The organism is Rufibacter sediminis (genome assembly GCF_014269285.1).
In the GTDB taxonomy this organism is placed as follows: Bacteria; Bacteroidota; Bacteroidia; order Cytophagales; family Hymenobacteraceae; genus Nibribacter; species Nibribacter sediminis.
In genome coordinates, this window is the sequence record NZ_JACOAF010000022.1 from 232,146 (window position 1) to 257,426 (window position 25,281).

Genomic DNA, 25,281 nt, shown 5'->3' on the forward strand with positions numbered 1-25,281 from the left:
AGGTAGGCAGTTCCTGCCTGAACCTAGCCAGTTCATTACCATCCGGTATTTTGCACCAGTAATTGGTTAATGTTCATCTCACTCTGAGGAATAGGCCACAGATAATGCCGCTTGGTAAAAACCCTAACTTCAAAAGGTATTTTGTTATAGAAGTTGTTTATGTCCGGAGCAGAAATATCCAAAGCATAAGTAGGTCCGTTGAAAGCCGTTTCAGCAATTTTCCATCTTCTAGCGTCAAAATACCTTACGCTTTCAAAGGCTAGCTCTACTCTGCGTTCTTTCCTGATGGCTTCCCTTACCGCAGACTGGCCACTAGGTGCCTCTAGCTCAGTTGAACCATATTCAGGGATGCCAGCCCGGTTCCTGATGAGATTGACGTAGGTTAAAATATCTGGGTGGCCTGGACTATATTCATTTAGTGCTTCAGCATAGTTCAGGTAAATTTCTGCCAAGCGTAGCATCACATAAGATCTGTCGTTATTGCGCCAGTCACCAAGGTTCATGTTCTTTCTCACAATGTAACCGGTAGGAGTATAATCGTTTCCGCCCCCAGAATTCTTACCAGAATTGCCGTTAAACCACGTCCTGGTTACTATGTTCCCGGCATTTCTATTTAGCCACAAGCTATTATCATAGGTGATACCCACATAAAAGCGTGGCTCTCTATTTACCCATTGGTTATAGACTTGTCTAGCCTCTATGTCATTTGGAGCCCTGAAGTTTGTAAAACCAGAGGCCATATAGCCTGATCTTGGATCATCAATGGACCTTCCATTTGCTGTAAAGTAAGCATCCACAATGTGCTGGGTAGGCCCTAGCGCTCCGCCACCCTTTGCTTCTGCTTGAGCTCCGGCATGGAAAGGTGTCATTTCATACTGCCTGGGGTTAATACTCGCACTTACTCTTGCAAAAATGACCTCCTTGTTCCAATCATCAAGGAGTACATCACGGGTAGACAGATATGGGTCAAACTGGCCTTGCGCATTATTTTTCCGGTATAAATCATAAGTACCAGGAACGTATGCATCAATAAATGCTTTGGCGGCATCAGCGGCCAACTTCCATTTGTTCACATCATACTGCTGGTTAATCAATTGTTTACCGTCTTTGTTAACCAAAGATGCATAATCAGCATTGCCGTTGAACAATGGACTAGCTGCGTACAATAACACCAGAGATTTGATTGCCTGTACATAGGACTTGGTCATGCGTCCATAATTTTGCTCAGTAGCAACATCTGGAAGATCTGCGGCGGCTGCATTAAGTTCCTCCAGCACATAGGCTACACACTCATCATAGGTATTTCTTGGTTTTTTCAATACGTCTGAGGGAGCATCTACCGGAATTGATTCATTTCCTACTAACACTACTGGTCCATACAACCGCATCAGGTAATAGTAGTAAAGACCTCTTAACGCTCTGGCTTCAGCTTTGTATCGCTTCACCAGCGCTCCATCTGCTCCACAATCTGTACATTGGTCTGCATTTTCTATAAACACGTTGGCTCTTCTAATGCCTCTGTAAAAATTAGACCAGATGGAATTAACAAACCCAGAAGTAGGGTCCCATGCCCCAATGTTGACAGCATTACTTCCCACTCCTCCCCAGACATATTCAGCCTCATCAGAAGCGGCAAGCCAAGGACCTACGTTCCCGTCTCCACCTAATCCTCTCTGGCTTACATCATCCGGAATCTGAGAGTACACATTGGCTAAATACTGCTCAAGTGTATTTCTATTCCTAAAAGTAGACTCCAGCGTTAAACGGTCATCTGGCACCTGATCCAGAAAATCATCGTTACACGAGAAATTCAGGCCTGTAAGCAAGCCTACAAGTATGATTGATTTTATCTTCTTCATTTTTCAGGAAATTAGAATTGGAGATTAAAGCCTAAGGAATAGACTGAAATGTTAGGATATCTTGCCCCGTTTCTGGTAAGCAACTCAGGATCCCATAATTTGAAATTGCTGAAGGTTAGCAGGTTTACCCCTCTCAGGTAAACCCGAGCGTTTCCTATTCCTATCTTACCGGAGATGGCACTTGGAATAGTGTACCCAATCTCAGCAGTTTTCAACCGCAGGAAATCTATGTCTTTCACCCACCAGCTGCTGAACTGATTGTTATTACTGCTTCCAATGGCTCCAGAGCCGTAGGATAATCTTGGGTAAAAAGCGTTTGGATTGGGGTTCTCTTCCGTCCAGCGGTCTAAGGCTATCTCATACAGGTTTTCTCCACCTCCGTCTCCGCTGAATGCTCTGATGCTGCGTCCATCCAGCACAATATCTGCCTCTGCCTGACCTTGGAAGAAAAAACTAACGTCCAATCCTTTATACCCCAGGCTTGTTCCAAAACCATAGGTTAGTGCAGGCACATCCCCTTGTCCAATCTGAGAGATATCATTGGCATCAATGCGGCCATCACCATTTAAATCTTTAAATCTGATGTCACCGGGCTGAATTCTACCAAACTGCACCGGATACTGATCTCCATCTGCAGGCGTGATAAATCCATCGCCGTTCACGTCATCCTCAAAGCCGTAAAGCCCCTCAGCGGTATAACCCCAATTGGCTAACAGAGGAGCGCCTCTTCTTTCTAACCAAGGATAAAGTTGGGCTGGCTGGTCATTCTCTATAATTTTATTTCTGTTGTAAGAGAAGGTACCTCTGAAGCCCATAGAGAAATCACCTATATTTTTATCGTAAGTGATAGTACCATCAAACCCTTTATTCTCTACAATCCCTAAGTTACCAGACGGAATTGAGGTAAGCCCAACATAGGCAGGCACATCACCTCTTGTAACAAAAGCTCCTTCTCTGCGGTCTTTGAACACATCAAAAATAATTCCTAGGCTGCTATTGAAAGCATTGATTTCAATACCTATGTCTTGTTTACGGGCTTCAACCCAAGTAACTGCCACGCCATACGTTTGCTCAAGTATACCCCTAACCCCTGCTCTGTTTCTACCAAAAGTATACCCTCTTATGTTATTGTCAGTAACATTTCCTAAAAAGGCAAACCTACCTGCTCCAGAATCAGAGCCTACTTTACCGTCTGTGTATCTTAGCTTTAAGAAATTGATGGTATTGGACAAGGGCTCAAAGAATTTCTCATTTGACATCACCCAACCTACCCCAAAGGCAGGGAAGAAGCCGTATCTGTTTGCTGGGTCAAAGTTTTCAGAACCATTGTACCCTATATTGACCTCAGCAAAGTATCTGTCATCAAAAGAATAGGTAGCACGAGTGGCAATCCCTTCATTTCTGTAGGGAATTGATGCCGTAAAGTCTCCGGCAAAAGCGTCTGAATAATCTGATCGGTTCCCTAAAATAAGGCCGCTAACCCGGTGCTTGCCAAAAGCTCTGTCATAGTTCAAGGCTCCTTCCATGTAGAACCTTCTATTTCCTCCGTTCTCCCGACCATAAGACAGGAAATTCTGACCTGAGAAGGTTGGCGCAGTTCCCAAGTTCAACGTTCCGTCTGGGTTTCTTGGGTTTGCGGGATCTACAATCCAGGTGTCTTCCCTCTTGCTTCTTCTAATAAAATGCTGATTAAAAGCATCAAAGGCGAACATGGCGGTGGCAGAGAGCCCTTCAGTGACACCGTCCAATTTCTGCGTTAGCCTTAAGTTAGAGAAAAGCTGGTTCTTGTTTTCGTTCTGATATCCCCTAAGTGCTGCATCAGCATATGGATTTCGAGATCCTCCATTAGAGCTTCTGCCTGGCACCAGCCCGCCTGGGTACATAACAGGATATTCAATTGGGCTAATTTCCAGTGCTGCACTATAAATGGTAGCGGCATTCTCTGCGGGGTAATTTCCGGTAGCAATGTATCCCTGAATTCCTAAGTCTACTTTGGTAGACTTTGTCAGGTCCAGCGTTACGTTAGAAGTAACATTGTAGCGGGTAAACCTTGTGGTAGCGTTGTATTGCGCGATAGCATCTGTATTGAACAAACCTGTTTCATCATAATACCCAAGGGAAACATAATATCTTGCTTGCGGAGAGCCGCCGCTCACATTTAAGTTTGCATTACGGTTGCGGCCATATTTCTCAAACACCTCATTTAGCCAGTTTACATTTGGGTAAACAAATGGATCTTCGCCACTGGCAGTTCTATCAATAACTTCCTGGCTGTATCTAGGGGTTGGAATACTTCCGCCCTGCTCACGTCTGGTATAGATTGCCTCATTGGTGAGTTTCATGTAATCTATCCCGTTGATTAGTTCAGGAACCTTGGTGAATTGGGTGATGCCTTGATTGTAATCAAAGGTTACCCGTGGCTTTCCTTCTTCCCCCCTCTTGGTCATAATCAGGATTACCCCGTTTGCTCCTCTCACCCCGTACACCGCCGTGGCAGAAGCATCTTTCAAAATGGTGAAGGACTCAACGTCTTGCGGGTCAATGTTATTCATGGAGCGTTCTACCCCATCTACCAACACCAGCGGAGCACTTGAACCACTCAGAGAGGCAATCCCCCTGATCCAGATGTCTGCACCATCATAACCAGGTTGTCCCGAGCGCTGCACGCCCGTAACGCCCGCTACCCGACCGGCTAACATGGTGCTGATATTGGCAACTGGCTGATCCAACTCTTTCACCGAGACAGAAGCTTGAGCACCCACGTTACTTATTTTACGCTGGGTACCATAAGCAACCACCACTACCTCATCTACTTTGGTCTGATCTTCTTCTAAGGCTATGTTCAGGGAAGCTCTTCCATTAATAGTTACCTCCTGAGGAAGATAACCCAGATAAGACACTACTAAAGTGCTATTGCCATCAGGGGCATTCAGGGTGTAATTTCCATTCACATCAGTGATTGTCCCTAAAGAGGTACCCTTCACGCTGACGGAGGCACCGATCAGGGCATCACCCTTTTTATCGGTCACCTTCCCCTTCACCTGGAATTCAAAGGCAGACGCCGCTTTAATGGACCGCTTAGCCTTGACAGGGTGGCCGGAAGATTTATGAGGGCTTTTTCCGCCACCCGCTAAGGAAGGAACCGCACTTGTCACAAGGCAGAACCCTGCCAGAAAAACCTTAAGCCAAAGCGTACGGCTCCTCTTTGTATAATGACCGAGCAGGAATTTAAGTGGTAAATCTCGTTTCATATGATCCTTTTTAGTTTGAGTATAGCTGATAGAAAGTTTGGCTTAGTAGAAATAGCTCAAAGGCACCTCCCAATTGTCCCTCTCACCTTCCAGAGGAATATTGTCATAAGTAGAACCTATTCTAGTAAATCGTTTTAGCAAATTGAAATAATTCACTTTTCATATCTTAAAATTTATCTATTCAGAATTGTGATGACTGATAAAACCAAATCCTTCTTTTCTATAGTGATTATTGTATAATTCATCCAACTCTTGCCAATCAAACTGATTGACAGCCAAGGCAAGCAGTTTTAAACGAGCTCTTTGTTCATTTCCGCATCTATGAAGATCTATTTGACAACTTCGCTATACAAGTGCTAAAACGTTTTAGCAAAATGTGATAAATAAAGAGCTTTGATTTAAGCATTATGGAATTATAAAACAAAAGCGATACTTGTGGTAAAATCCCCCAGAATAGCTCTGTGGTTAAAGTAAGAAAAGGATGCAGAAGACTATTTGTATAACAGATCAACCACTCCCCAATTTGTTAGGCAAAATATATCTGAACCTGTAATTCTTGTTTGCCTAGAAGCATGTCAATATAAAGAAGAGAATCAATTTTGGCAATCAGAACACCTATGACATTCCCTTCATTAACATTATGATAAAATAACAAACATAAAATTAAAAAAGCAAGAACGTGCTACGAAATTATTTTTACAGTTGTTGCAAGAGTGTTAATTTAGAGAGTTGTTCATAAGAGATACCTTACTATATGATGTCCAAGAGCCACCTCCTCTCTTTTATTATCATGTAAAGAATTCTTAGCCAGAACAGGTAATCCACTTTTTCTTTCAAATCCTCTTCGTTAAGCAAGCGCAGCACTTAGGCCGGTAATAGGCAACTTGTACTAAACTTAACTAGTAATCTAATTCTATGGCTTTCGCTTGCCCTCTTTCTATATTCTTTTGAAGGCATTCTGTTTCTCTGCCATTTTCTTAAAAGAAGGCTTAAAAGGCAACCACATTCACCTCCCGGTTGAGAATCAGCCCCCCTTTACTCCGCTTCACAATAGAACACTAGACCTCCTTTTGATTTCTTTCACCCGTAGGAGTAGTTTTGCCTTTAAACTAGTAGCTTTAAACCTGGATTTGGCATCTCCCCTATTGCCTTCCTCCTTTGCTTACCCTTAACTTTTGAAAACAGGATGAAGAAACGGCTTTCGATCCGGGACATTGCCCAGCAACTGGATATCTCTATTACCACGGTCTCTTTCATCCTGAACGGGAAAGCCAAGGAAAAACGCATCAGCGAGCAGGTAACCGAGCGGGTGCTGAAACTGGTGGAGGAACTGGATTACAAACCCAACCAGATTGCCCGGAGTCTGCGCACGGGCAAATCGAAGATCATTTGCCTGATGGTGGAGAACATCTCCAACGATTTCTTCTCCAGCATCGCCCGCCACATAGAAGAGAACGCCTTTGAGCAGGGCTACAAGATTATCTACTGCAGCACCGAGAACAAGCCCGAAAAGACAAAAGAGTTGATCAAGATGTTCCGGGAAAGGAACATAGACGGCTACATCATTTCCCCGCCGGAGGGCATCAAGGAAGACATCCAGGCCCTGCTGGACGACAACCTGCCCGTGGTACTGTTCGACCGCCTCATACCAGGTCTGCTCACCCACCATGTCATGATTGACAACCTGGAGGCTACCTACAAGGCAACCCAGCACTTAGTGGAACAGGGATATAAAAACATCGCCTTCATCACCCTCAACTCGGGCCAGACACAGATGAACGACCGATTGGCGGGATACCAGAAAGCCATGGGGGAGCACGCCCTAGAAACGCACTTGCTCCAGGTAGACTACGCCGTCACCGGTGAGAAGCACGTCAGCAGCATTGCCGCCTTCTTGAAAGCAAACAAACAGATAGATGCGGTTCTATTCTCCACCAACTACTTAGCCACGCGGGGCATTGAGGCGCTCAACCACGTCAACCTCAGGATACCAACCGATATTGGGGTAGTCGCCTTTGATGACCTCGACTTTTTCAAGCTGTACCAGCCTCCCATCACGGCGGTAGCCCAACCCGTGGAGGAAATGTCCAAGAAGCTGATCGAGATCATCCTGAAAAAGCTGGAAGGCCTGCCGGAAGACCAAGATAGATCAGACGTGATTGTGCCCACCCAGTTAATCATCCGCAGCTCTTCTCCGGTAAAGGAGGAAAAGCCCTCATAGATTCGTTTTTGGCCTGATTTAGTGATTTCAAGCCCAAAACAGATTCAAAGCCATTGCCTTCGTCCACTTTGTTTCTAAAGTAAAAGGAGTCCTATATTTAGAGCCGAGATAGCAGGCGATGCTTCCCGGAAAATGCGCAGAAACCAGCCCTCGCTCATCCTGAAGGCATTCTATTGCCGGCCGCTAGCTTATACAAGCGGACCAAAAGTCTAGCTTTTCGGCTCCTCCAGCCACACCAGGATAAAGACTGTAAACTCTCAGGTATTCTGATTAGCGTTATCAGGCCGCTGCCGCGTCTTTCACCTGACTTGACTTGCCGCGCACGGAAAGGAGCCATTTTTCGGCGGCTAACTGGCTTTCAAAAATAGCCACTTTCACGTTCTGGACCTCCAACCGGATGGCGTACCCCGAGGACAGGTTGCTTTTAGGAGGTTTCACCCAGGCAAAGTAGGCACAGGTGGTTCGGTCAAGTTCCAGAAAACCTACCGAGGCGGTCCAGATGGCCGTTGACTTCCAGTGAGAAGAGACATTCGTGTTGTTGTTGAGGATCATGTTGCATTTTTCCTGGTGCAGCATGTTTAAAACCAATTGACATCCATCTACCACATTCTGTTTGGTGATGTCTCCCCACCAGTCTACATGAAGGATGTCGGTTTCGTTATCTAACCAGATACTAACATAAGGTTCTATTGACAAGATTGTTCTACTCATAGCAGCCACACGTTACGGTTACACACTCCTTTAGAAAGTATTATTAAATCTAAGATACATTACCAGAATCAACAAGTTTATACAACTATTTCTTATAAAAAGACAGACATCTGCTAAGCGGCAGCGCTATCTTTCATTTTGAGGCTACTTTCTCCAAAACGGGCCTAAAACGCGGCCATGGCTATTCGCTCTCACTTGGGGCAGGCACACCCCGCTTCTCAGAAACAAACTTGCGGTGATATAGAAAAGCATACGGGAGTTTCCGGTTTTGAGGTGAAGAATCTGGCTTGTTTCTTCTTAACAATTCCATAACACAGCAGTAATATTCAGGCAATACGCCCCCTCTACTTTTGCAGCATAAAAGGTAACTGCTTCAAACCTGCAGACTACAGTTTTGAAGCAGTTTCTCTTTTATGGCAGAACGAGCAGCATCGGTTCTATCCAGCGCCTTTATGCTACCTGCCGCCCGCCTTTCTTGCAGTCTGACTAACTACAGGAAATGCCACATTTTTAACGATGTAACTACTTTCACTTTTTGCTTATGTTCTCACCCATAAACAAAAAAGTAACAAGAACTTATTTCCAAAAAATAGGTGCAATTGCTGCTTTTATGCTTTCCGCTTCTATGGTCCAGGCACAGGTTGCTGTTCCTTCTGCCCAGGACTCCGTGATTGCTTTGCCTAAACCTCCGGAAGCTCCCAAAGCACACTGGTATGACAAGATATCCTTGCGCGGGTATGTGCAGATACGCTACAACCGCCTACTGGAAACCAACTCCGGTTTGAAAACGGACTATGACCGCTCCGTGGGCGACAATGGCGGCTTTATCATCAGACGGGCTCGCCTGGTGTTCAGCGGAAACGTGCACGAACGGGTGTACATCTACATTCAGCCAGATTTAGCTTCTACCCCCTCAGGAAGCTCCACCATCCACTTCGCGCAGCTCAGAGACGCATATTTTGACCTGTCACTGGACAAGAAAAAGGAATACCGCCTGCGGGTGGGCCAGAGCAAAGTGCCATACGGGTTTGAGAACATGCAATCCAGCCAGAACCGCCTCACCCAGGACCGGAACGATGCCCTGAACAGTGCCTTGCCCAATGAGCGAGACCTGGGCGTGATGTTCTACTGGGCGCCGGAGCACATCCGGAAAAGATTCAGCGAACTGGCCAATAGCCGCCTCAAAGGCTCCGGTGACTACGGGGTGTTTGGTCTGGGTATCTACAATGGCCAGACGGCCAACCGCTCAGAAGCCAACAACAACCAGCACGTGGTAGCCCGGGTTTCTTATCCGTTCGCGTTTAAAAACGGCCAGATTGTGGAGCCCGGCGTTCAGGCCTACACCGGGTTGTACACCGTTACGGCAGACCAGTTAAGCAGCAGCGCCATAAAAGGCGGCAACTTCACCGATCAGCGGGTAGCCGCCAGTTTGGTGCTCTATCCGCAGCCTTTCGGGTTTCAGGCAGAGTACAACGTGGGCAAGGGCCCCGAGTTTGATCCGGCCACCAACTCCATCCAGAGCAAGTCTTTGCAGGGCGGGTATGCGCAGGCCATGTATGCCTTCAAGATAGGCGAGCAGAACTTCATCCCCTTTGTGAAAACTCAATACTTTGACGGCGGCAAGAAAGCCGAGACCGATGCCCGCTCCAGCCTGGTGTACGAGACCGAGATCGGCCTGGAATGGCAGCCCATCCCCAGCTTTGAGTTCGCCACCCAATACACCATCACAGACCGCACCACCAAAGACGGACGCAATCTCAACAACCGCCAGCACGGGCAACTCCTACGGCTACAGGCACAATTCAACTTCTAGACAAATCGTCAAAACAGACGTAAAAGCTTAAAAACCAAAACCATGAACTTCATCAGAACCCAGGTAAGCAGCTTATTGGTAGCCACCCTCTTATTGAGTGCCTGCGGCAAAGGCGGCGATGCCCAAAAAGAAAACACAGAATCTGGCAACGCCACTACTGCGGCCTCTACCTCCATCACCATTAAAGGCAGTGACACGGTTCTTCCGTTGGCGCAGCAGGAAGCCGAGAAATTCATGGCTAAAAATCCAGGCGCCTCCATCACCGTGGTGGGCGGCGGTACCGGGGTTGGCCTTTCGGCCATGCAGGAAGGCACCACTGACATCGCCATGGCTTCCCGCGGCCTCAAAACCGAGGAGAAACTTAAGCTAAAGACCGCGAAAAAAGACGTGAAAGAAGCGCTCATCGCCTATGATGCCCTTTCGGTGATTGTGCACCCAAGCAACAAAGTAAGCCAGCTCACCCGCGAGCAACTGGAAAGCATCTTCACCGGAAAAGTGTCGAACTGGAAAGAAGTGGGCGGTGCCGATGAGAAAATTGTGGCCTACTCCCGCGAGACCAGCTCCGGCACCTATGAGTTCTTCAAAGAGCACGTGATGGACAAAAAGAACTACGCCAACGGAATTTTGATGATGCCCGCCACCGGTTCTATTGTGCAGTCCGTGAGCCAAACCAAAGGCGCCATCGGGTACATTGGCCTGGCTTACGAGACCGATGCCGTAAAAGCACTGTCTGTGTCCTATGACCAGGGCAAGTCCTTTGTGGCCCCCAGCCTGGAATCAGCGAAAGACAAGACCTATCCTATCTCCCGTCCGTTGTACTTCTTCTATGACGCCACCGCCGAAGCCAAGGTGAAACCCTTCATAGACTACGTACTTTCTGCCGAGGGCCAGCAGATGGTGCAGGAGATCGGCTACATTCCTTTGAGCAAATAAGTTCTCACCGCTTACAGAACGTCTCTTGAAACGCTACTTCCACAATCTGGGTGAACGCATCATTGAAGGACTCATTATGATCAGCGGCACGGTGACCAGCATCACCGTGCTCCTGATTGTGTTCTTCCTGTTCAAAGAAGGCCTGGGCATTTTCAGCCAGACGCCGGTAGCGGAAGGCTCCGTGATCTCCGTGCATCCGCAGAACCCGGTACAGGAACTCACGGCCAACGAGGTGAAAGAGATCTTTGACCAGAACATCACCAACTGGAAAGAGGTGGGCGGCGCAGACGCCCACATCCAGCTTTTCCAGATAGACGACATCACCGACTATTACACCGAGGAGCAGATTGGTGCCAACTTTGAGTACCTGCCCCAGCGCCTGAACGAGCTGGTGACCAAAGATCCCAACATGCTGGCCTTTTTCCCCGAGGAATACCTAGCCCCTGATTTCAAAGGCAAACGGGTAGAACTAGCCAAAATCTCGTTAGGCGGATTCCTGGGCGGCCGCGAATGGTACCCTACCATTCAGCCAGCCGTGCAGTTGGGCGTTCTTTCGCTCATTTTGGGTACGCTTTGGGTAAGCCTGGGCGCTATCATCATCGCTTTGCCGTTGGGCCTGGCCACCGCCATTTATTTAGCCGAGATCGCCAATCCTAGAGTCCGGAATATTCTGAAACCGGTCATTGAACTGTTGGCGGGTATTCCGTCAGTGGTCTATGGTTTCTTTGGCCTGGTGGTGATTGTGCCCCTGATCCAGGATGTGTTTGGCTTGCCCGTGGGCGAAACCGCTTTGGCGGGTAGCATCATCTTAGGCATCATGGCGCTTCCCACCATCATCTCGGTGTCTGAGGATGCCATGCGCACCACGCCGCGGGCCATGAAAGAAGCCAGTTTAGCCTTAGGAGCCAATAAATGGCAAACGATCTACAAAGTGATCATCCCGTACTCCATGTCCGGGATTTCTACGGCGGCTATTCTGGGGATGGGCCGCGCCATTGGTGAGACCATGGCCGTACTCATGGTGACGGGAAACGCCTCGGTGATTCCGCATACGTTTCTGGAGCCGGTGCGCACCATTCCGGCCACCATTGCCGCCGAGTTGGGCGAGGCTCCGCAGGGCGGCATCCACTACCAGGCGCTCTTCGCGTTAGGCTGCATTCTGTTTCTGATGACGCTGCTCATCAACCTGACCGTGGATTTTGTATCGGCTAAACGAAAAGAAAACAGGTAAGCTATGGCCTTCGGAACGACTTCTTCTCAGCATAAAAGCAAAAAGCGCTCGCAAAGCGCCGCGTTCTTCATCTTCCGGTTACTCAGTTTCTCGGTGGTCGCCATCCTGATCGTCATTCTGGGCTTTATTTTGATCCAGGGCATCTCCGTCATCAGCTGGGATTTCCTCACCGAGATGCCCCGCGAAGGCATGACTGCGGGCGGGATTTACCCGGCCATCATTGGTACGCTGTGCCTGGTGGCGGGCAGCATGATCTTCGCCTTCCCCATCGGGATTCTGTCAGGCATTTACATCAACGAGTACGCCAAGGACAGCTGGTTTAAGCGGTTTATCAAACTGATGACCAATAACCTGGCCGGGGTTCCGTCCATCGTTTTCGGGTTGTTTGGGATGACTTTGTTCGTGAACCAGTTCGGGTTCGGGGACTCTATTCTGGCGGGATCGCTTACGCTGGGGCTGCTGGCCTTGCCGGTGGTGATCAGGACCACGGAGGAAGCCTTGAAATCCATTGATGATTCTTTCCGGATCGGGTCGCTGGCGCTGGGGGCCACCAAATGGCAGACCACCAGCCGCGTGGTGCTGCCCATGGCGTTCCCCAACATCATCACGGGCTTGATTCTGTCCATCGGCCGGGTGTCGGGCGAGACGGCTCCCATCCTGTTCACGGTGGCGGCGTATTTCCTGCCCAAACTGCCCAACAGCATCTTTGACCAGGTCATGGCCCTGCCGTACCATTTGTACGTTATCTCCACCAGCGGCACTAACATTGAGGCCTCGCGAGCCATGGCGTACGGCACCGCCTTCGTGCTTATCATGATTGTGTTGCTGGCCAACTTACTGGCCAACTGGCTGCGCCGCTACTTTGGCAAAAAAGTAAAAATGAATTAACTTCCTTTTTAGGCCCGTTTTCCTGAAACAGGCTTAAAACTCCCTTTCCATTTCTCTTGACGCTGTCTTCCTTAAATTGATATGAATAGTGTAGAAACCAAAGACGTTCACCTCTACTACGGCGATTTCCATGCCCTCAAAGGCATTACCATGGCCATGAAGAAAAACCAGGTAACGGCTTTCATCGGACCCTCGGGCTGCGGCAAATCTACGTACCTGCGGTGCTTCAACCGCATGAACGATCTGATTGACGGGGTCCGGATTGAAGGCGACATCCTCATAGACGGGGTAGACATCTACAAAACGAACATCCAGGTAGATGACCTGCGCAAGCACGTGGGCATGGTGTTCCAGAAACCCAATCCTTTCCCCAAGTCCATCTTTGAGAACGTGGCTTATGGGCTGCGCGTGAACGGCACAAAAGACAAGAAGTTTATTGAGGAGCGGGTGGAGCGCTCGCTGCACCAAGCCGCCCTCTGGGACGAGGTGAAAGACAAACTCAAGAAAAGCGCCTTTGAGCTTTCTGGCGGGCAGCAGCAGCGGCTTTGCATTGCGCGGGCGCTGGCCATTGAACCATCGGTGTTGCTCATGGATGAACCTACGTCTGCCCTTGACCCGCTGTCCACCGCCAAAACCGAGGAGCTCATCCATCAGCTGAAGGAGAACTACACCATCGTGATCGTGACCCACAACATGCAGCAGGCCGGCCGGGTGAGCGACCACACCGCCTTCTTCTACCTGGGCGAGCTGGTGGAATACGCCAAGACCAAAACCCTGTTCACCAACCCCAAAGACCAGCGCACCCAGAACTACATCACCGGTCGTTTCGGTTGATACCCGTTTTAGGGCCGATTATAGAAAACCGGCCCTAAAACGCAGAGCAGCCCGGCGCAGTCTTCATTCCTCAAAGCAGCACGAAACGTTACTTCAATCATCTTCCCTTAGCAGAACCAGGTTAGACATGAATCAATTAGACAAAGAACTTCTCCGGATCAAAACCAAAGTGGAGGCCATGTGGGATTTGGTGGACTTCCAGTTAGCCGCCGGCAAAGAGGCGCTGCTCACCTCCAACGCCGAGCTGGCCAAGAAGGTGATCAAGAGCGGGAAGAAAGTGAATGCCTATGATATCAAGATTGACCGCATGTGCGAGAACATCTTCGCGTTGTTCAACCCGGTGGCCGTGGATTTGCGCTGGGTGCTGGCCATCCTGAAGATCAACGCCAACCTGGAGCGCATTGGTGACTACGCCGAGAGCATCGCTTTTATGCTGAAGGAAGTGAATCCGCCGCTGGAGCCCACGCTGCTCGCCCAGAGCCGTTTACTGGAAATGTATGACGCCTCCGAGACCATGCTCAGAAACGTGCGGCAAGCGTTTTTGGAAGAAAACACCGAACTGGCCCGGCAGGTGCTCAAACAGGACAAGCTGCTGAACAAAATCCACGCGAAAACCGATCAGGTGCTGATGGCCTATTTCCAGACGCACCCCGATAATATCTACCAAAGCCTGAAAGTATCGGGCATTATCCGGAAACTGGAGCGGATTGGCGACCATACCACCAACATCGCCGAAGAGATTGTATTTTACGTGGATGCCAAGGTGGTGAAACACCAACAGAAAAAGAAGAAAAACAAAGGCTCCGATCAAAAATCTGACGGGTGAGTTTTCCATCAGGCACATCACGGAGTGCTACTGATTCCCGCAGCAATTTCCCGCGGGCTGGAGAAGGTACATTTTAGGGTCGTTTTCCTGAAAACAGGCTAAAAACCCGGCACCGTTATCCAGCAGCCTGTGCCTGTCTGTCCGCTTTTACTTAAAATACCTCTAGAGAGGGAATAGTGGCTCAGGAAACGTCAGTTCCTGCAAAGCGGCTGTGTTGCGATCCAAAGTTTTTTCTCAAAGAGGCAGGCCAGTTATAAAGACCAGAGTTTATCAAAACCAGTACTGCAGGCCTCTGCCCCTGGAAAATACTATCTGTCAAAGCCTAGCTGCTTCCGGTAGATCGCTTTCAGGTATTCCAGTTTGGCGTACGACATTTGTATCAATTGCTCTGGCAAAAGGAAGCCATTCTCTATTTCCTCGGCAAACTGGCTTTGAGGAGTGATATTTTCAACTAAGTCGATGTTCTGCATTTCTTTGATGATTTAGAGGGTAAGTATGCTCTACCGTAAGATTTCTATACAAACATAGCAGCTTATCTCCCTCTAAGCGGGCATTTTAGTTCTACCTTCCTTTGTTCACGGTGAACCCACGAAAAGAACCGATGAATTGTTATATTACAATTCTACCGCCTTCCTCCCCCTTGATTTGCGGCCGCTTTTGAAAAGCCGTACTTTTGTACTCTCCGGCTACTTTTTCAGCTGGCCCAGAAACTTATGCCGCTTCTCCCCTCCCGCTTCCACAAACGCCCGCGCTATCTTTTCAACGGGCACTTGCAGACTATTCTGCCCAGCACGCTGCGGCGCCTGCCCTCGGTTACATACTCCCGGGAACGGATTGTTACCCCAGATCAGGACTTCCTGGACCTGGATTGGTCTACCATAGGGTCAGCGAGTTTAGTGGTGCTGTCTCATGGGCTGGAGGGCGACACCAAACGGCCTTACATGCAAGGCATGGTGCGCGCCATGAACCGGGTGGGCTGGGATGCCCTAGCCTGGAACTTCAGGAGTTGCAGCGGCGAACCCAACCACCTGTTGCGGTCTTACCACATGGGGGCCGTAGAAGATCTGGACCTGGTGGTGCAGCACGCCATGAAAAAGGGGTACCAGACCATCTACCTGGTGGGCTTCAGCATGGGCGGCAATCTTACCCTCAATTACCTGTCTCAGTGGGCCGACAAAGTTCCCCGGCAGGTTGCCCGGGCGGCGGTTTTCTCGGTACCCTGCCACATGGAGAGCGCCTGTGTGCAACTGGCCAAACCCGCCAACCGCATCTACATGAAGCGGTTTCTGCGCTCACTGCACGAGAAACTGAAAGAAAAGGCCCAACGCTTTGACCTGGACCTGACCGACTACGAGAAAATCACCACCTTTGAGCAGTTCGATGACCGCTACACCGCCCCGCTCCACGGCTTTGCCAACGCCGCCGACTATTACGAGCGCTGCAGTTCTGTCTCCCACCTGCACAGCATTCAGGTGCCTACCCTGCTGGTGAACGCCCAGAACGATCCCTTTCTGTCTAAGGAGTGTTTTCCCGTGGAACAGGCCCGCCAGAATCCTTATTTCTACCTGGAAATGCCCAAAGATGGCGGGCACGTGGGCTTCTCAGAAGATTTCCTGAAAGGCCGCTATTATTCTGAAAGACGCGCGGTGGAGTTCCTCCAAGGCATCCTCTAGCCGTTTTGGGCTTCTTTTCTGAAAACAGCTTTAAAACGAAGGACATCTATTTGAATGGGAAATGGGTTGATGGAAAGAAAATTTCAAACTGGAAAGAACTGATGCTCAATCGCCTAGTTAGCCCGCCGGCTTGGGTTGCATTTTTTCAGATACTGCCTTATCATTGTAGCCGTTACCATAGGGGTTAGCTGGTAGTAAGGTGTCTACTGATTACCTTTGAATGAATTTGGTTGAATGTAGGAAAGGGGATAGACTCCGCTTTGTTTGGATGTTAAATGCCTTCTCTTTGATTGATATGGAAATGCGCAGACATAAGACCGCTTTGAACAACGTACACAAAACGTCTTCCCTTCTCTTTTTAAGCCTGGTACTTTTCCTAAGCTCCTGCGGCAAGTCTTCTTACTCCACCTTCAGTAAACCAAACGAGAAGTACCGCTCAGCCCGCGAGATTGCGGAACTGAAAAAAAGAGAACGCATGGAACGCCGCCGTTCCGGTTCCTCTGGCAAACCCCTCAAGGAGATCCATATCTCCAGCCGATCAAAGAAACCTTCCCGTTCTATCCGTATTTCGGGCAACAGCAACCGGGCCGTACGCCGCGACATAGAGACGGTTATCTCCACCGCGCGGTCATTCACCGGCACTCCTTATCAACTGGGTGGTACCTCCCGCGTAGGCATGGACTGCTCCGGCCTCCTGTGCACCTCTTTCCAGGCCATTGACGTGTTGCTGCCCAGGACTTCCTCGGAGCAAAGCCAGTTTGGTCCTGCCATCTCCACCCAGGAGTTACAGGCCGGCGATCTGGTCTTCTTCAGCTCCTCCAGAAGTGAGTATAACATCACGCACGTGGGGTTGGTCACCGAGGTGAAGAACCAGGGCGAAGTCTGGTTTATCCACGCCTCCACTTCTCTGGGCGTGAAGGAAGACAACCTCTACTCTCCTTACTACCAGAAGATATTCGTGAAGGCCGTGCGGCCTGCCATCTAAATTTATTCTTTTTGCGCACCAGCGCACTTTTTAAAAATCGCTAGAAGTATTACGTATTTTTACTAATACTTTAATGATCCTAGGTGTAGGATAAGTGCTAATTAACAACTTGGAAAAAGTGTTAGCAAAACCTTAACTCAAAGGGGCTAACTATATTATTTTCTTGCGGCTAAGTTTGATTTGGCTTGCAAAACAAAGGAATTAAGTCTCTATCTTTGCGGCGTCAATCCACTGACCGCCAACAAAATGTTTTCCTCCTTCAGGAATTTTGCATTTTCTTCCTCTCAAAATTCTGTTAGCATTCTTAATGTTAACTTAACGGTAGCCTTACCTCTTTTTCTTTTCACCTTTTATACTTTTGCACAAAAAAAACCCTTTATGAAGAAGTTTTTACTTTCTGCACTTCTCATGTTACTCTGTACGGCAGGTCTGTTTGCACAGGTAACTACGAGTAGTATCACCGGATCTGTCAAAGATTCAAAAGGTGAGCCGCTGATCGGGGCAACCGTGAAAGCAACTCACCAGCCTTCAGGTAGCCTTTATGGAGCGTCTACCAATGTTGAAGGTCGTTTTACAATTCCTAATACCCGGATTGGTGGGCCTTATACCATTGAAGTATCTTACATTGGATATCAGACCCAAACCTTTGCTAACGTAAATCTGAAATTAGGGGAAACCTACATCGTCAACTCAACCCTGGCCCAGTCTGGTACTGCCTTACAGGAAGTGGTGGTTGAGACTGACAGAGTAACGCTCCTGAACTCTGCCAGAACAGGTGCCGCCACTAACGTGGGTACCCGTGAGATTCAAACCTTGCCTACTATTTCAAGAAGCATTACAGACTACACTCGCCTTACTCCGCAGGGTAACTCTAACGGTAACAGCTTTGGTGGACGTGACAACCGTTACAACAACCTGCAAGTAGACGGCGCTAACTTAAACAACAACTTCGGGTTATCCAGCGATCCGCTTCCCGGCGGTGGCGCCCAGCCTATCTCAATTGAAGCATATGATCAGATTTCTATCAACATTGCTCCATTTGATGTAAGACAATCCGGCTTTACTGGTGCGGGTATTAACGCCGTAACCAAGAGTGGTACCAACACTTTCCATGGCTCTGCTTATACATATTACAGAGACCAGAGCTTCTTAGGTACTCACGTGGGAGACCAGGATATCAGCAGCCAGATCGTAGACTCAAAAACGGTAACGTATGGTGCTACATTGGGTGGCCCAATCATTAAAAACAAATTGTTCTTCTTCCTGAACTATGAGCAGGAAGAAGGTACCAGACCAGGAGTAACCTGGAACCCTACTGGTGGCACAGGCTCAGGAAACACTTCTGAAGTACCTGTAGCTGACTTGCGGTCAGTTTCTGAATATCTTTCCTCTAAATTTGGGTATAACACTGGGGCATATCAGAGCTTCCCTAACTTCCGGAGTGAGAACAAGAAGTTCTTGGTTAAATTAGACTGGAACATCAACCAAGCCCACAGATTAACGGCCAAATACAGTGATTTAAGTGCTCTGGAAGATGTTCAATTGAACAACACCAGTGTGCCTAATGGCGGTGGTTTCTCTGTAACAGGCAGAACGGGTACCCTCTCCAGATTACCTTACAACCGTTTCAGTACGCAGGCGATGAGCTTTGAGAACTCAAACTACTACTTTGACAACACTGTAAGAACTGGAACCCTGGAATTGAACAGCACCTTTGGTAGCCGGTTTTCAAACCAATTATTGGGTGCTGTTACTAAGACGGGTAGCCCACGTAGCTGGAACAGCAACTTCTTCCCATCTGTTGACATCTTTGACGGAGAAGGAAACAACTACATCCACGTAGGTACAGACCCTTACACCTTGAACAACAATGTTAGCAATGATACTTACAGCATCACAGATAACTTCACGTACTATGCGGGTAATCACACGTTCACTGCTGGCGGTACCTATGAGTACCAATATGTAGGAAACCAATACATGCCTGCCGCGGGTGGTTATTATGTCTTCAATAGCCTGTCTGACTTCTTAACCGATAAGTCTCCTGTCTATTTTGCGCAGACTATCTCACAAACCAGCGACCCGGCTCCTTTTGCCGCTGAGTTAAAAATTGGTCAATTGGGATTATATGCTCAGGATGAAATCAACTTCCAGAAAGGCCTGAAAGTAACAGTAGGCATCCGGGCAGATAAACCTTTTTATCATGAAGATCCATCAGAAAACTCAGCGGTATCTGCTCTGAGTTTCTATGACCAAGATGGTAACCTTAAAAACTACTCAACTGGTATTTGGCCAAAAAGCCGCATGCTGGTTTCACCTAGACTTGGTTTCAGATGGGATGCCTTTGAAAACAACAGCCTTATCGTTCGCGGGGGTACTGGTATCTTCACTGGTAGAATTCCTTTTGTATTCCTCACCAACATTCCTTCAAACTCAGGTGTAATCCAGTACGGTGCTGCCATCACAAACGCAGCAACTTTGGCAAAGATCAAATTGAGCTCTGATCCTAACGCGTACGCCAACTTATTGACTACCCCAGGTACTCCTTCTGTTCCATCTAACGTAGTTTTTGCTGATCGCGACTTCAAATTTCCACAGGTTTGGAGAAGTAACTTAGCCATAGAGAAAACGTTTGGCAACGGCTTTAATCTGACCTTAGAAGGTTTATACACCCGTGATGTGAATGGCGTTAGAATGCGCAATGCCAACATGAAAGCTGCTAATGGTGTTATTGTAGAGGGAGATCATACCCGCGAGCGTTTTGTAGCTACTGCAGATAGAAGCTTGAACCCTAGAGTGACCACTGCCATTGTACTGGAAAACACAGACAAGCCAGGCTATGCCACTTCATTAACTGCTCAATTAAGCAAAAACTTTACGAGCGGCTTCTATGGTATGCTTGCTTACACCTACACCAATGCCAAAGACATCACGGCCAACCCAGGTAGCACCGCTTCTTCTGTTTGGAACTCCAACCCTAACGTAGGAACTTCAAACGCGCAGGAATTAGGTTACTCACAATATGCAGTTCCTCACCGTATCATTGGAGCATTCTCTTACAGAAAAGAATACCTGAAGCATTTTGCCTCTACCCTTTCGTTCTTCTATGAAGGCTCACACTTAGGTAACTACAGCTTTGTAGTGAATGGTGACTTGAACAATGATGGAAACAGCTCAGCTGACCTCATGTACATCCCAAGAAATTCTTCTGAAATAAACTTTGAGGCTTATACTTCTAATGGTGTAACCTACACTGTACAGCAGCAAGAAGAGGCTTTTGAGAAATTCATCAACAACACACCTTACTTGAAAAATCACAGAGGTGAGTATGCAGAAAGAAATGCTGCTTTGATTCCATGGTTCAACAGGGTAAGCATGCGTTTCATGCAAGACTTCTTCATTGAGACAGGTGCCAACAACACCAAGCACACCTTGCAACTTTCTGTTGACGTGCAAAACCTTCCTAACCTGCTAAACAGATCATGGGGTATTCAGGAGCGTTACATCACCAACAACCCACTTGTTTACAGAAGCATCAATGCTGAAAACGAGCCTGTTTATCGTTTGCAGAACATCAATAATACGTTAGTAACCAATCCATATGAAAACACCATAAGCACTTCTAGTACTTATAGTATTCAAGTAGGAGCTCGTTACTTATTCTAATCACAACGTTGAACTAATAAAAAAGGGTGAGCCAATTGGTTCACCCTTTTTTATTAGTTCCTTTTCCAGGACAACATCAGTATTGGAGGCGCCAACCTGACTACAATACCAGCAAGGTAGGATGGGGCAAACCTCCAATCCTTCTCTTCTTTCAAAAGAAAGCCAGACGGATCTAAGTCTGGCTTTTTTGCGTTTTAGGCCTATTTTTTAAAAGCAGTTGAAAAACAGCAGAAGCTAAGTTCTTTGCACTCACCAGGCTAAAGACTATTTTAAAAATTCATCTTGTCCGTCAGCTAGAATCTCGCGGGCAGCCAGGAAAGCTCTTCTGCACCTTCTTACTATTAATTGTTAAAACCTTTCAGGATGGTACTAAAGCATGTCTTGTTTTGGCTTCTGTCCCTCCTCACCTATTCCTCTGCCCAATACCCGCCGTTACAAAAAGATAACAAATAAGTTCCTTTCCGGTACTAACCTGAAAGGAAAGCCACCGTAAAGGGAAACAGCTAACTAAATGATTCCCTTTTAGTTAGTATCTCATAAAAACTATATTAAGAGCGCCCCTCTTCCTGCCTTTCCTGTCAGGAAGCCTCCACTACTACTTTCTCCCGGAGGAGCACATCTGCCTTACGTCCAATCATCTCATCTTTTGCTTTTAGTACTCTCCAGTTTTCAGTTCATCCTCCAGCGTTGACTAAAGGAATTTTTATGAAAAAACTATTTACCAGAGTATTTCTTCTTTTCTTGATGTGGGTACCAATGCACCTTAGTTGGGGCCAGGGCGCTACCACCGCCTCCATGACCGGGGAAATCACAGATGCGAGCGGGGAAGGCCTGCCCGGCGCTACCATCGTGGCGGTGCATACGCCTTCCAATACGCAGTATGCCGCCAGTGCCAACGAAAACGGACGGTACAACCTGCAGAACATGCGGGTAGGCGGCCCCTATACCATCACGGCCACTTACATCGGGTACCAGGACCAACGCCGTGAAAACGTTTTTCTGTCATTAGGACAGACCCTGAGATTGGACATCAACCTGGCGGCCAGTGCCGTAGGGTTGAGCGAGGTACAGGTGGTCTCTGAACGGGGCGCCGTCATCAACGCCGATAGAACCGGGGCCGCCACCAACGTCTCCCGGGAACAGATAGAACGGCTGCCCACCCTCAATCGCTCCCTCCAGGACTTCACCCGCCTCACGCCTCAGGCCTCTGGCAACTCCTTGGGGGGCTCCAATAATCGTTACAACAACATCACCATTGACGGGGCCGTGAACAACGACGTGTTTGGTTTGGCCAGTTCCGGTACTCCTGGCGGAGGCGCGGGCACCCAGCCCATCTCCCTGGATGCCATTGACCAGATTCAGGTAGTGCTGGCGCCATACGATGTCAAATTCGGGAACTTCACCGGCGGGGGCATCAACGCCGTTACCCGGTCGGGCACCAACAACTGGGAAGGTTCCATCTACGCGTTCGGCCGGAATGAAAACACCGTGGGCAAAGACCCCGTGACGGAGCAGGAAACCGCCGAGTTCAAAGACTACCAGACGGGCTTCAGAATAGGCGGCCCCGTGATCAAAGACAAACTGTTCTTCTTCCTGAACGCGGAGATCACCCGCCGTACCGAGCCGCTTTTGTTTAATTTAGGCGACCCCAGCTCCATTGTGCCCGCGGAGGACGTGCGCCGGGTGGCCGATACCCTCCGGATTAAATATGGCTATGATCCCGGCACGCTGGGGTCTATCAACCGCCGTACCGAAAGCAACAAGATCTTCGGGCGTTTAGACTGGAACATCACTGACCGGCACCAGTTGACCCTGCGCCATAACTTCGTAGACGCTTTTGATGACAACATCACCCGCACGAACACCACTTTCCGGTTCGGAGGGAACGCCTATGAGTTCAACAGCACCACTAACAGCACCGTGGCCGAGCTTAGGAGCCGTTTTTCAGAAAACCTCTCTAATAGCTTGATCGTGGGATATTCCAGAATCAGGGACAGACGAAATACTCCCGGGGCCCTTTTTCCGCAGATCACCATCCGGTTCCTGGGCAGCGGCAGCAACACCATTACAGCCGGCACGGAGCGCAGTTCTGCCTTCAATGAACTGGATCAGGACATCTTTGAGTTCACCGATAACCTCACCATCTTCAGAGGGCGCCATACCTTTACCATAGGTACCCACAACGAGTTCTTCAACTTCCGGAACCTCTTCATCAACAACTACAACGGGTACTACCAATTCAACAGCGTGGAGGATTTCTACGCCAGAAGGCCGTTCCAGATTGAGCAGACCTATTCAGCGGACCCGGCTAACCCCATGCCAGAGGCTGACTTCAAGGCCGCCCAACTGGGCTTCTATGTACAGGACGAAATGGATGTACTGGACAATCTGCGGATAACCTTGGGCCTGCGCGTGGATATGCCGGTTATTCCGGATGAACCCGCCCGCAACGCAGCGGTGGAAACGGCTTTCGCGAACACCCAATACGCCAACCTAAGAACCGATGTGACGCCCGGAGGCCAGGTGCTGTGGGCTCCTCGGCTGGGGTTCAACTGGGACGTACGCGGCGATAAGACGTTCCAGGTGCGCGGCGGTACCGGTATCTTCACGGGTAGAGTTCCGTTTGTGTGGCTCTCCAACCAGTTCACCAACAACGGGGTCACGTTCAGCTCGCTGTTTCTGCGCAACCAAACCACTCCTGACCGGTTTGAGACCAACATAGATGCAATCAGAAACCTGGGGCCCGCCTCTTCTACCGCTGAGATCAACCTCATTGCAGAGGACTTCAAAATTCCGCAGACCTTCCGGACCAACCTGGCCCTGGACTATACCCTTCCGTTTGGGGTCATCGCCACGCTGGAGGGGATTTACTCCAAAACCATGAACGACATCCTGTACCAGGACATCAACCTGCTGGACCCCACAGGAACCCTTTCGGGGCCAGATAACCGGGCGCTGTACTCCTCAGGCAGGGTCTCCAGTAGTTTCACCAACGTCATCTTGCTGGACAATACCAACCGGGGCTACACCTACACCTTAACGGGCCAGTTGCAGAAGAACTTCACCAGCGGGCTTAACACCATGGTGGCATATACCTATGGTAAATCAGAAGACGTGAACAGCGGCACCAGCAGCACCGCCCGGTCTAACTGGCAATTCAACCAGGTGTACCGAAACCCCAATAACCCGGAGCTTTCCTATTCCCGTTTTGATATCCGGCACCGGGTCATTGCGTCTGGCGGCTATACCATCAAATGGCTGAACAACTTCGCTACCACCGTTTCCCTCTTTTATGAAGGGCAGTCAGGTTTACCGTTCACGTACCTGTATGCGGGCGACATCAACAACGACGGCAGCAACGCCAATGACTTGCTGTACGTGCCCCGCACCTTTGAAGAAAGCGGCCTGATTGACGCCACCAACACTGCTGGTGCGGTGACCCGTACCGCAGCCCAGCAGTGGACAGATTTGAACGCCTTCATTGAGAACGATGACTACCTGAGAAGCCGCCGCGGCCAGTACGCCGAACGGCACGGGGCCCGTACTCCCTGGACCCACCGCGTGGACATGCGTTTAACCCAGGACATCTTCGCGAACTTTGGCGGCAAGGACCACACGCTGCAACTCACGTTTGACGTCTTCAACGTAGGCAACCTGTTCAACCGTGACTGGGGCCGCAATTACTCCGTGAATAACTCGGCGGTTGAACTGATCCGCTTGCAGCGCCGCGACGCAGATAACCGGCCTCTGTACACCTTCAGCAACCCATCGTCCACGGTGTGGACCACTAACTTCGCCTCCAGATGGCAGGGGCAAGTAGGTTTGCGGTACATTTTCGAGTAATCGTTTAAGGGCTACTTTTCAGAAAATCGGGCGAAAACGCATTTCACCCGATTTTTTTATTGCTTTTGTGGCTAGGGCAAGGGTTGGTCATTTTCAGCAACAAGCCTAACGTAATCAACTACTTACAGCTAACCACCTACGTTTCTTTGGGACCAAAATGAAGCGCACAAGCGGCGAAAGGAAGAAAAGCCTGAAAAAAGATTTTGCAGTTACCAGAAAGGCTATTACTTTTGTAGCATCAAAACGGGGGATTAGCTCAGCTGGCTAGAGCGCTTGCATGGCATGCAAGAGGTCATCGGTTCGACTCCGATATTCTCCACTCCTTTTAAAAGCCCTTACAACTCATTGTAAGGGCTTTTTTGTACCTCTCTCTCTTTCTTCCCCAGACACGCTCTATCAAGTAATTCACAAATAAAACAGCGTCTGTGAAATAATAGCTGCGTTTTTCGCTTCTTTTAAGTAAAGAAAGGTAAAATCACTTAGAGGCTATTTCCGCTGTATGTTACTCACCGGCTATGCGCTACTGATCACCTTGGCATGGGTGGTT

General features: G+C 48.9%; 15 protein-coding genes and 1 tRNA gene. 12 read left to right on the forward strand and 4 right to left on the reverse strand.

Annotated elements, in window-relative coordinates; translation table 11 throughout:
- Positions 1-35: 35 nt before the first annotated feature.
- Together H7U12_RS10115 and H7U12_RS10120 are read right to left on the reverse strand one after the other, a co-directional pair.
- The gene (locus tag H7U12_RS10115; protein ID WP_186636919.1) at positions 36-1,859 is read right to left on the reverse strand and encodes a RagB/SusD family nutrient uptake outer membrane protein; all 1,824 of its coding nucleotides are present in this window, start codon (positions 1,857-1,859) and stop codon (positions 36-38) included.
- Between the two features lie 11 nt (positions 1,860-1,870).
- Positions 1,871-5,110, reverse strand: coding sequence for a SusC/RagA family TonB-linked outer membrane protein (locus H7U12_RS10120; RefSeq protein ID WP_186636920.1), 3,240 nt, complete (start codon positions 5,108-5,110; stop codon positions 1,871-1,873).
- 1,186 nt (positions 5,111-6,296) lie between these two features.
- Here H7U12_RS10120 and H7U12_RS10125 point away from each other — a divergent pair.
- A complete protein-coding gene (locus H7U12_RS10125; protein ID WP_186636922.1) occupies positions 6,297-7,331 on the forward strand; it encodes a LacI family DNA-binding transcriptional regulator in 1,035 nt (344 codons plus the stop codon).
- A 279-nt stretch (positions 7,332-7,610) separates the two neighbouring features.
- Here H7U12_RS10125 and H7U12_RS10130 read toward each other — a convergent pair whose 3' ends face one another.
- Positions 7,611-8,042: a hypothetical protein gene (locus H7U12_RS10130; protein ID WP_186636924.1), complete on the reverse strand. Its 432-nt coding sequence runs from the start codon at positions 8,040-8,042 to the stop codon at positions 7,611-7,613.
- Between the two features lie 610 nt (positions 8,043-8,652).
- Here H7U12_RS10130 and H7U12_RS10135 point away from each other — a divergent pair.
- The 6 genes from H7U12_RS10135 to phoU all read left to right on the forward strand — a co-directional run bounded on the left by H7U12_RS10135 (position 8,653) and on the right by phoU (position 14,567).
- Positions 8,653-9,855 carry a porin gene (locus H7U12_RS10135; protein WP_241749288.1) on the forward strand — a complete coding sequence of 401 codons (1,203 nt, stop codon included), beginning with the start codon at positions 8,653-8,655 and terminating at the stop codon, positions 9,853-9,855.
- Between the two features lie 42 nt (positions 9,856-9,897).
- On the forward strand, positions 9,898-10,788 hold the full coding sequence (locus tag H7U12_RS10140; protein ID WP_186636927.1) for a phosphate ABC transporter substrate-binding protein: 891 nt from the start codon (positions 9,898-9,900) through the stop codon (positions 10,786-10,788).
- 25 nt (positions 10,789-10,813) lie between these two features.
- A complete protein-coding gene (gene pstC, locus H7U12_RS10145; protein WP_241749291.1) occupies positions 10,814-12,019 on the forward strand; it encodes a phosphate ABC transporter permease subunit PstC in 1,206 nt (401 codons plus the stop codon).
- 3 nt (positions 12,020-12,022) lie between these two features.
- On the forward strand, positions 12,023-12,907 hold the full coding sequence (gene pstA, locus H7U12_RS10150; RefSeq protein ID WP_186636929.1) for a phosphate ABC transporter permease PstA: 885 nt from the start codon (positions 12,023-12,025) through the stop codon (positions 12,905-12,907).
- An 81-nt stretch (positions 12,908-12,988) separates the two neighbouring features.
- Positions 12,989-13,741 (forward strand): phosphate ABC transporter ATP-binding protein PstB, encoded by a 753-nt coding sequence (pstB, locus tag H7U12_RS10155; protein WP_186636934.1) that lies wholly within the window; start codon positions 12,989-12,991, stop codon positions 13,739-13,741.
- A gap of 127 nt (positions 13,742-13,868) precedes the next feature.
- Positions 13,869-14,567: a phosphate signaling complex protein PhoU gene (phoU, locus tag H7U12_RS10160; protein ID WP_186636936.1), complete on the forward strand. Its 699-nt coding sequence runs from the start codon at positions 13,869-13,871 to the stop codon at positions 14,565-14,567.
- Positions 14,568-14,875: 308 nt separating this feature from the next.
- Here phoU and H7U12_RS10165 read toward each other — a convergent pair whose 3' ends face one another.
- Positions 14,876-15,037, reverse strand: a complete 162-nt coding sequence (locus H7U12_RS10165) for a hypothetical protein (protein WP_186636939.1) — start codon at positions 15,035-15,037, stop codon at positions 14,876-14,878.
- Between the two features lie 243 nt (positions 15,038-15,280).
- Here H7U12_RS10165 and H7U12_RS10170 point away from each other — a divergent pair, with 243 nt between their 5' ends.
- The 5 genes from H7U12_RS10170 to H7U12_RS10190 all read left to right on the forward strand — a co-directional run bounded on the left by H7U12_RS10170 (position 15,281) and on the right by H7U12_RS10190 (position 25,053).
- The gene (locus H7U12_RS10170; protein ID WP_186636941.1) at positions 15,281-16,240 is read left to right on the forward strand and encodes a YheT family hydrolase; all 960 of its coding nucleotides are present in this window, start codon (positions 15,281-15,283) and stop codon (positions 16,238-16,240) included.
- Positions 16,241-16,541: 301 nt separating this feature from the next.
- Complete coding sequence (locus tag H7U12_RS10175) at positions 16,542-17,225, forward strand: C40 family peptidase (RefSeq protein WP_186636944.1); 684 nt, start codon at positions 16,542-16,544, stop codon at positions 17,223-17,225.
- Positions 17,226-17,603: 378 nt separating this feature from the next.
- Positions 17,604-20,891 carry a TonB-dependent receptor gene (locus H7U12_RS10180; protein WP_186636947.1) on the forward strand — a complete coding sequence of 1,096 codons (3,288 nt, stop codon included), beginning with the start codon at positions 17,604-17,606 and terminating at the stop codon, positions 20,889-20,891.
- 705 nt (positions 20,892-21,596) lie between these two features.
- Positions 21,597-24,734 carry a TonB-dependent receptor gene (locus H7U12_RS10185; protein WP_186636950.1) on the forward strand — a complete coding sequence of 1,046 codons (3,138 nt, stop codon included), beginning with the start codon at positions 21,597-21,599 and terminating at the stop codon, positions 24,732-24,734.
- Positions 24,735-24,979: 245 nt separating this feature from the next.
- Positions 24,980-25,053, forward strand: a tRNA-Ala gene (locus tag H7U12_RS10190).
- Positions 25,054-25,281 lie beyond the last annotated feature (228 nt).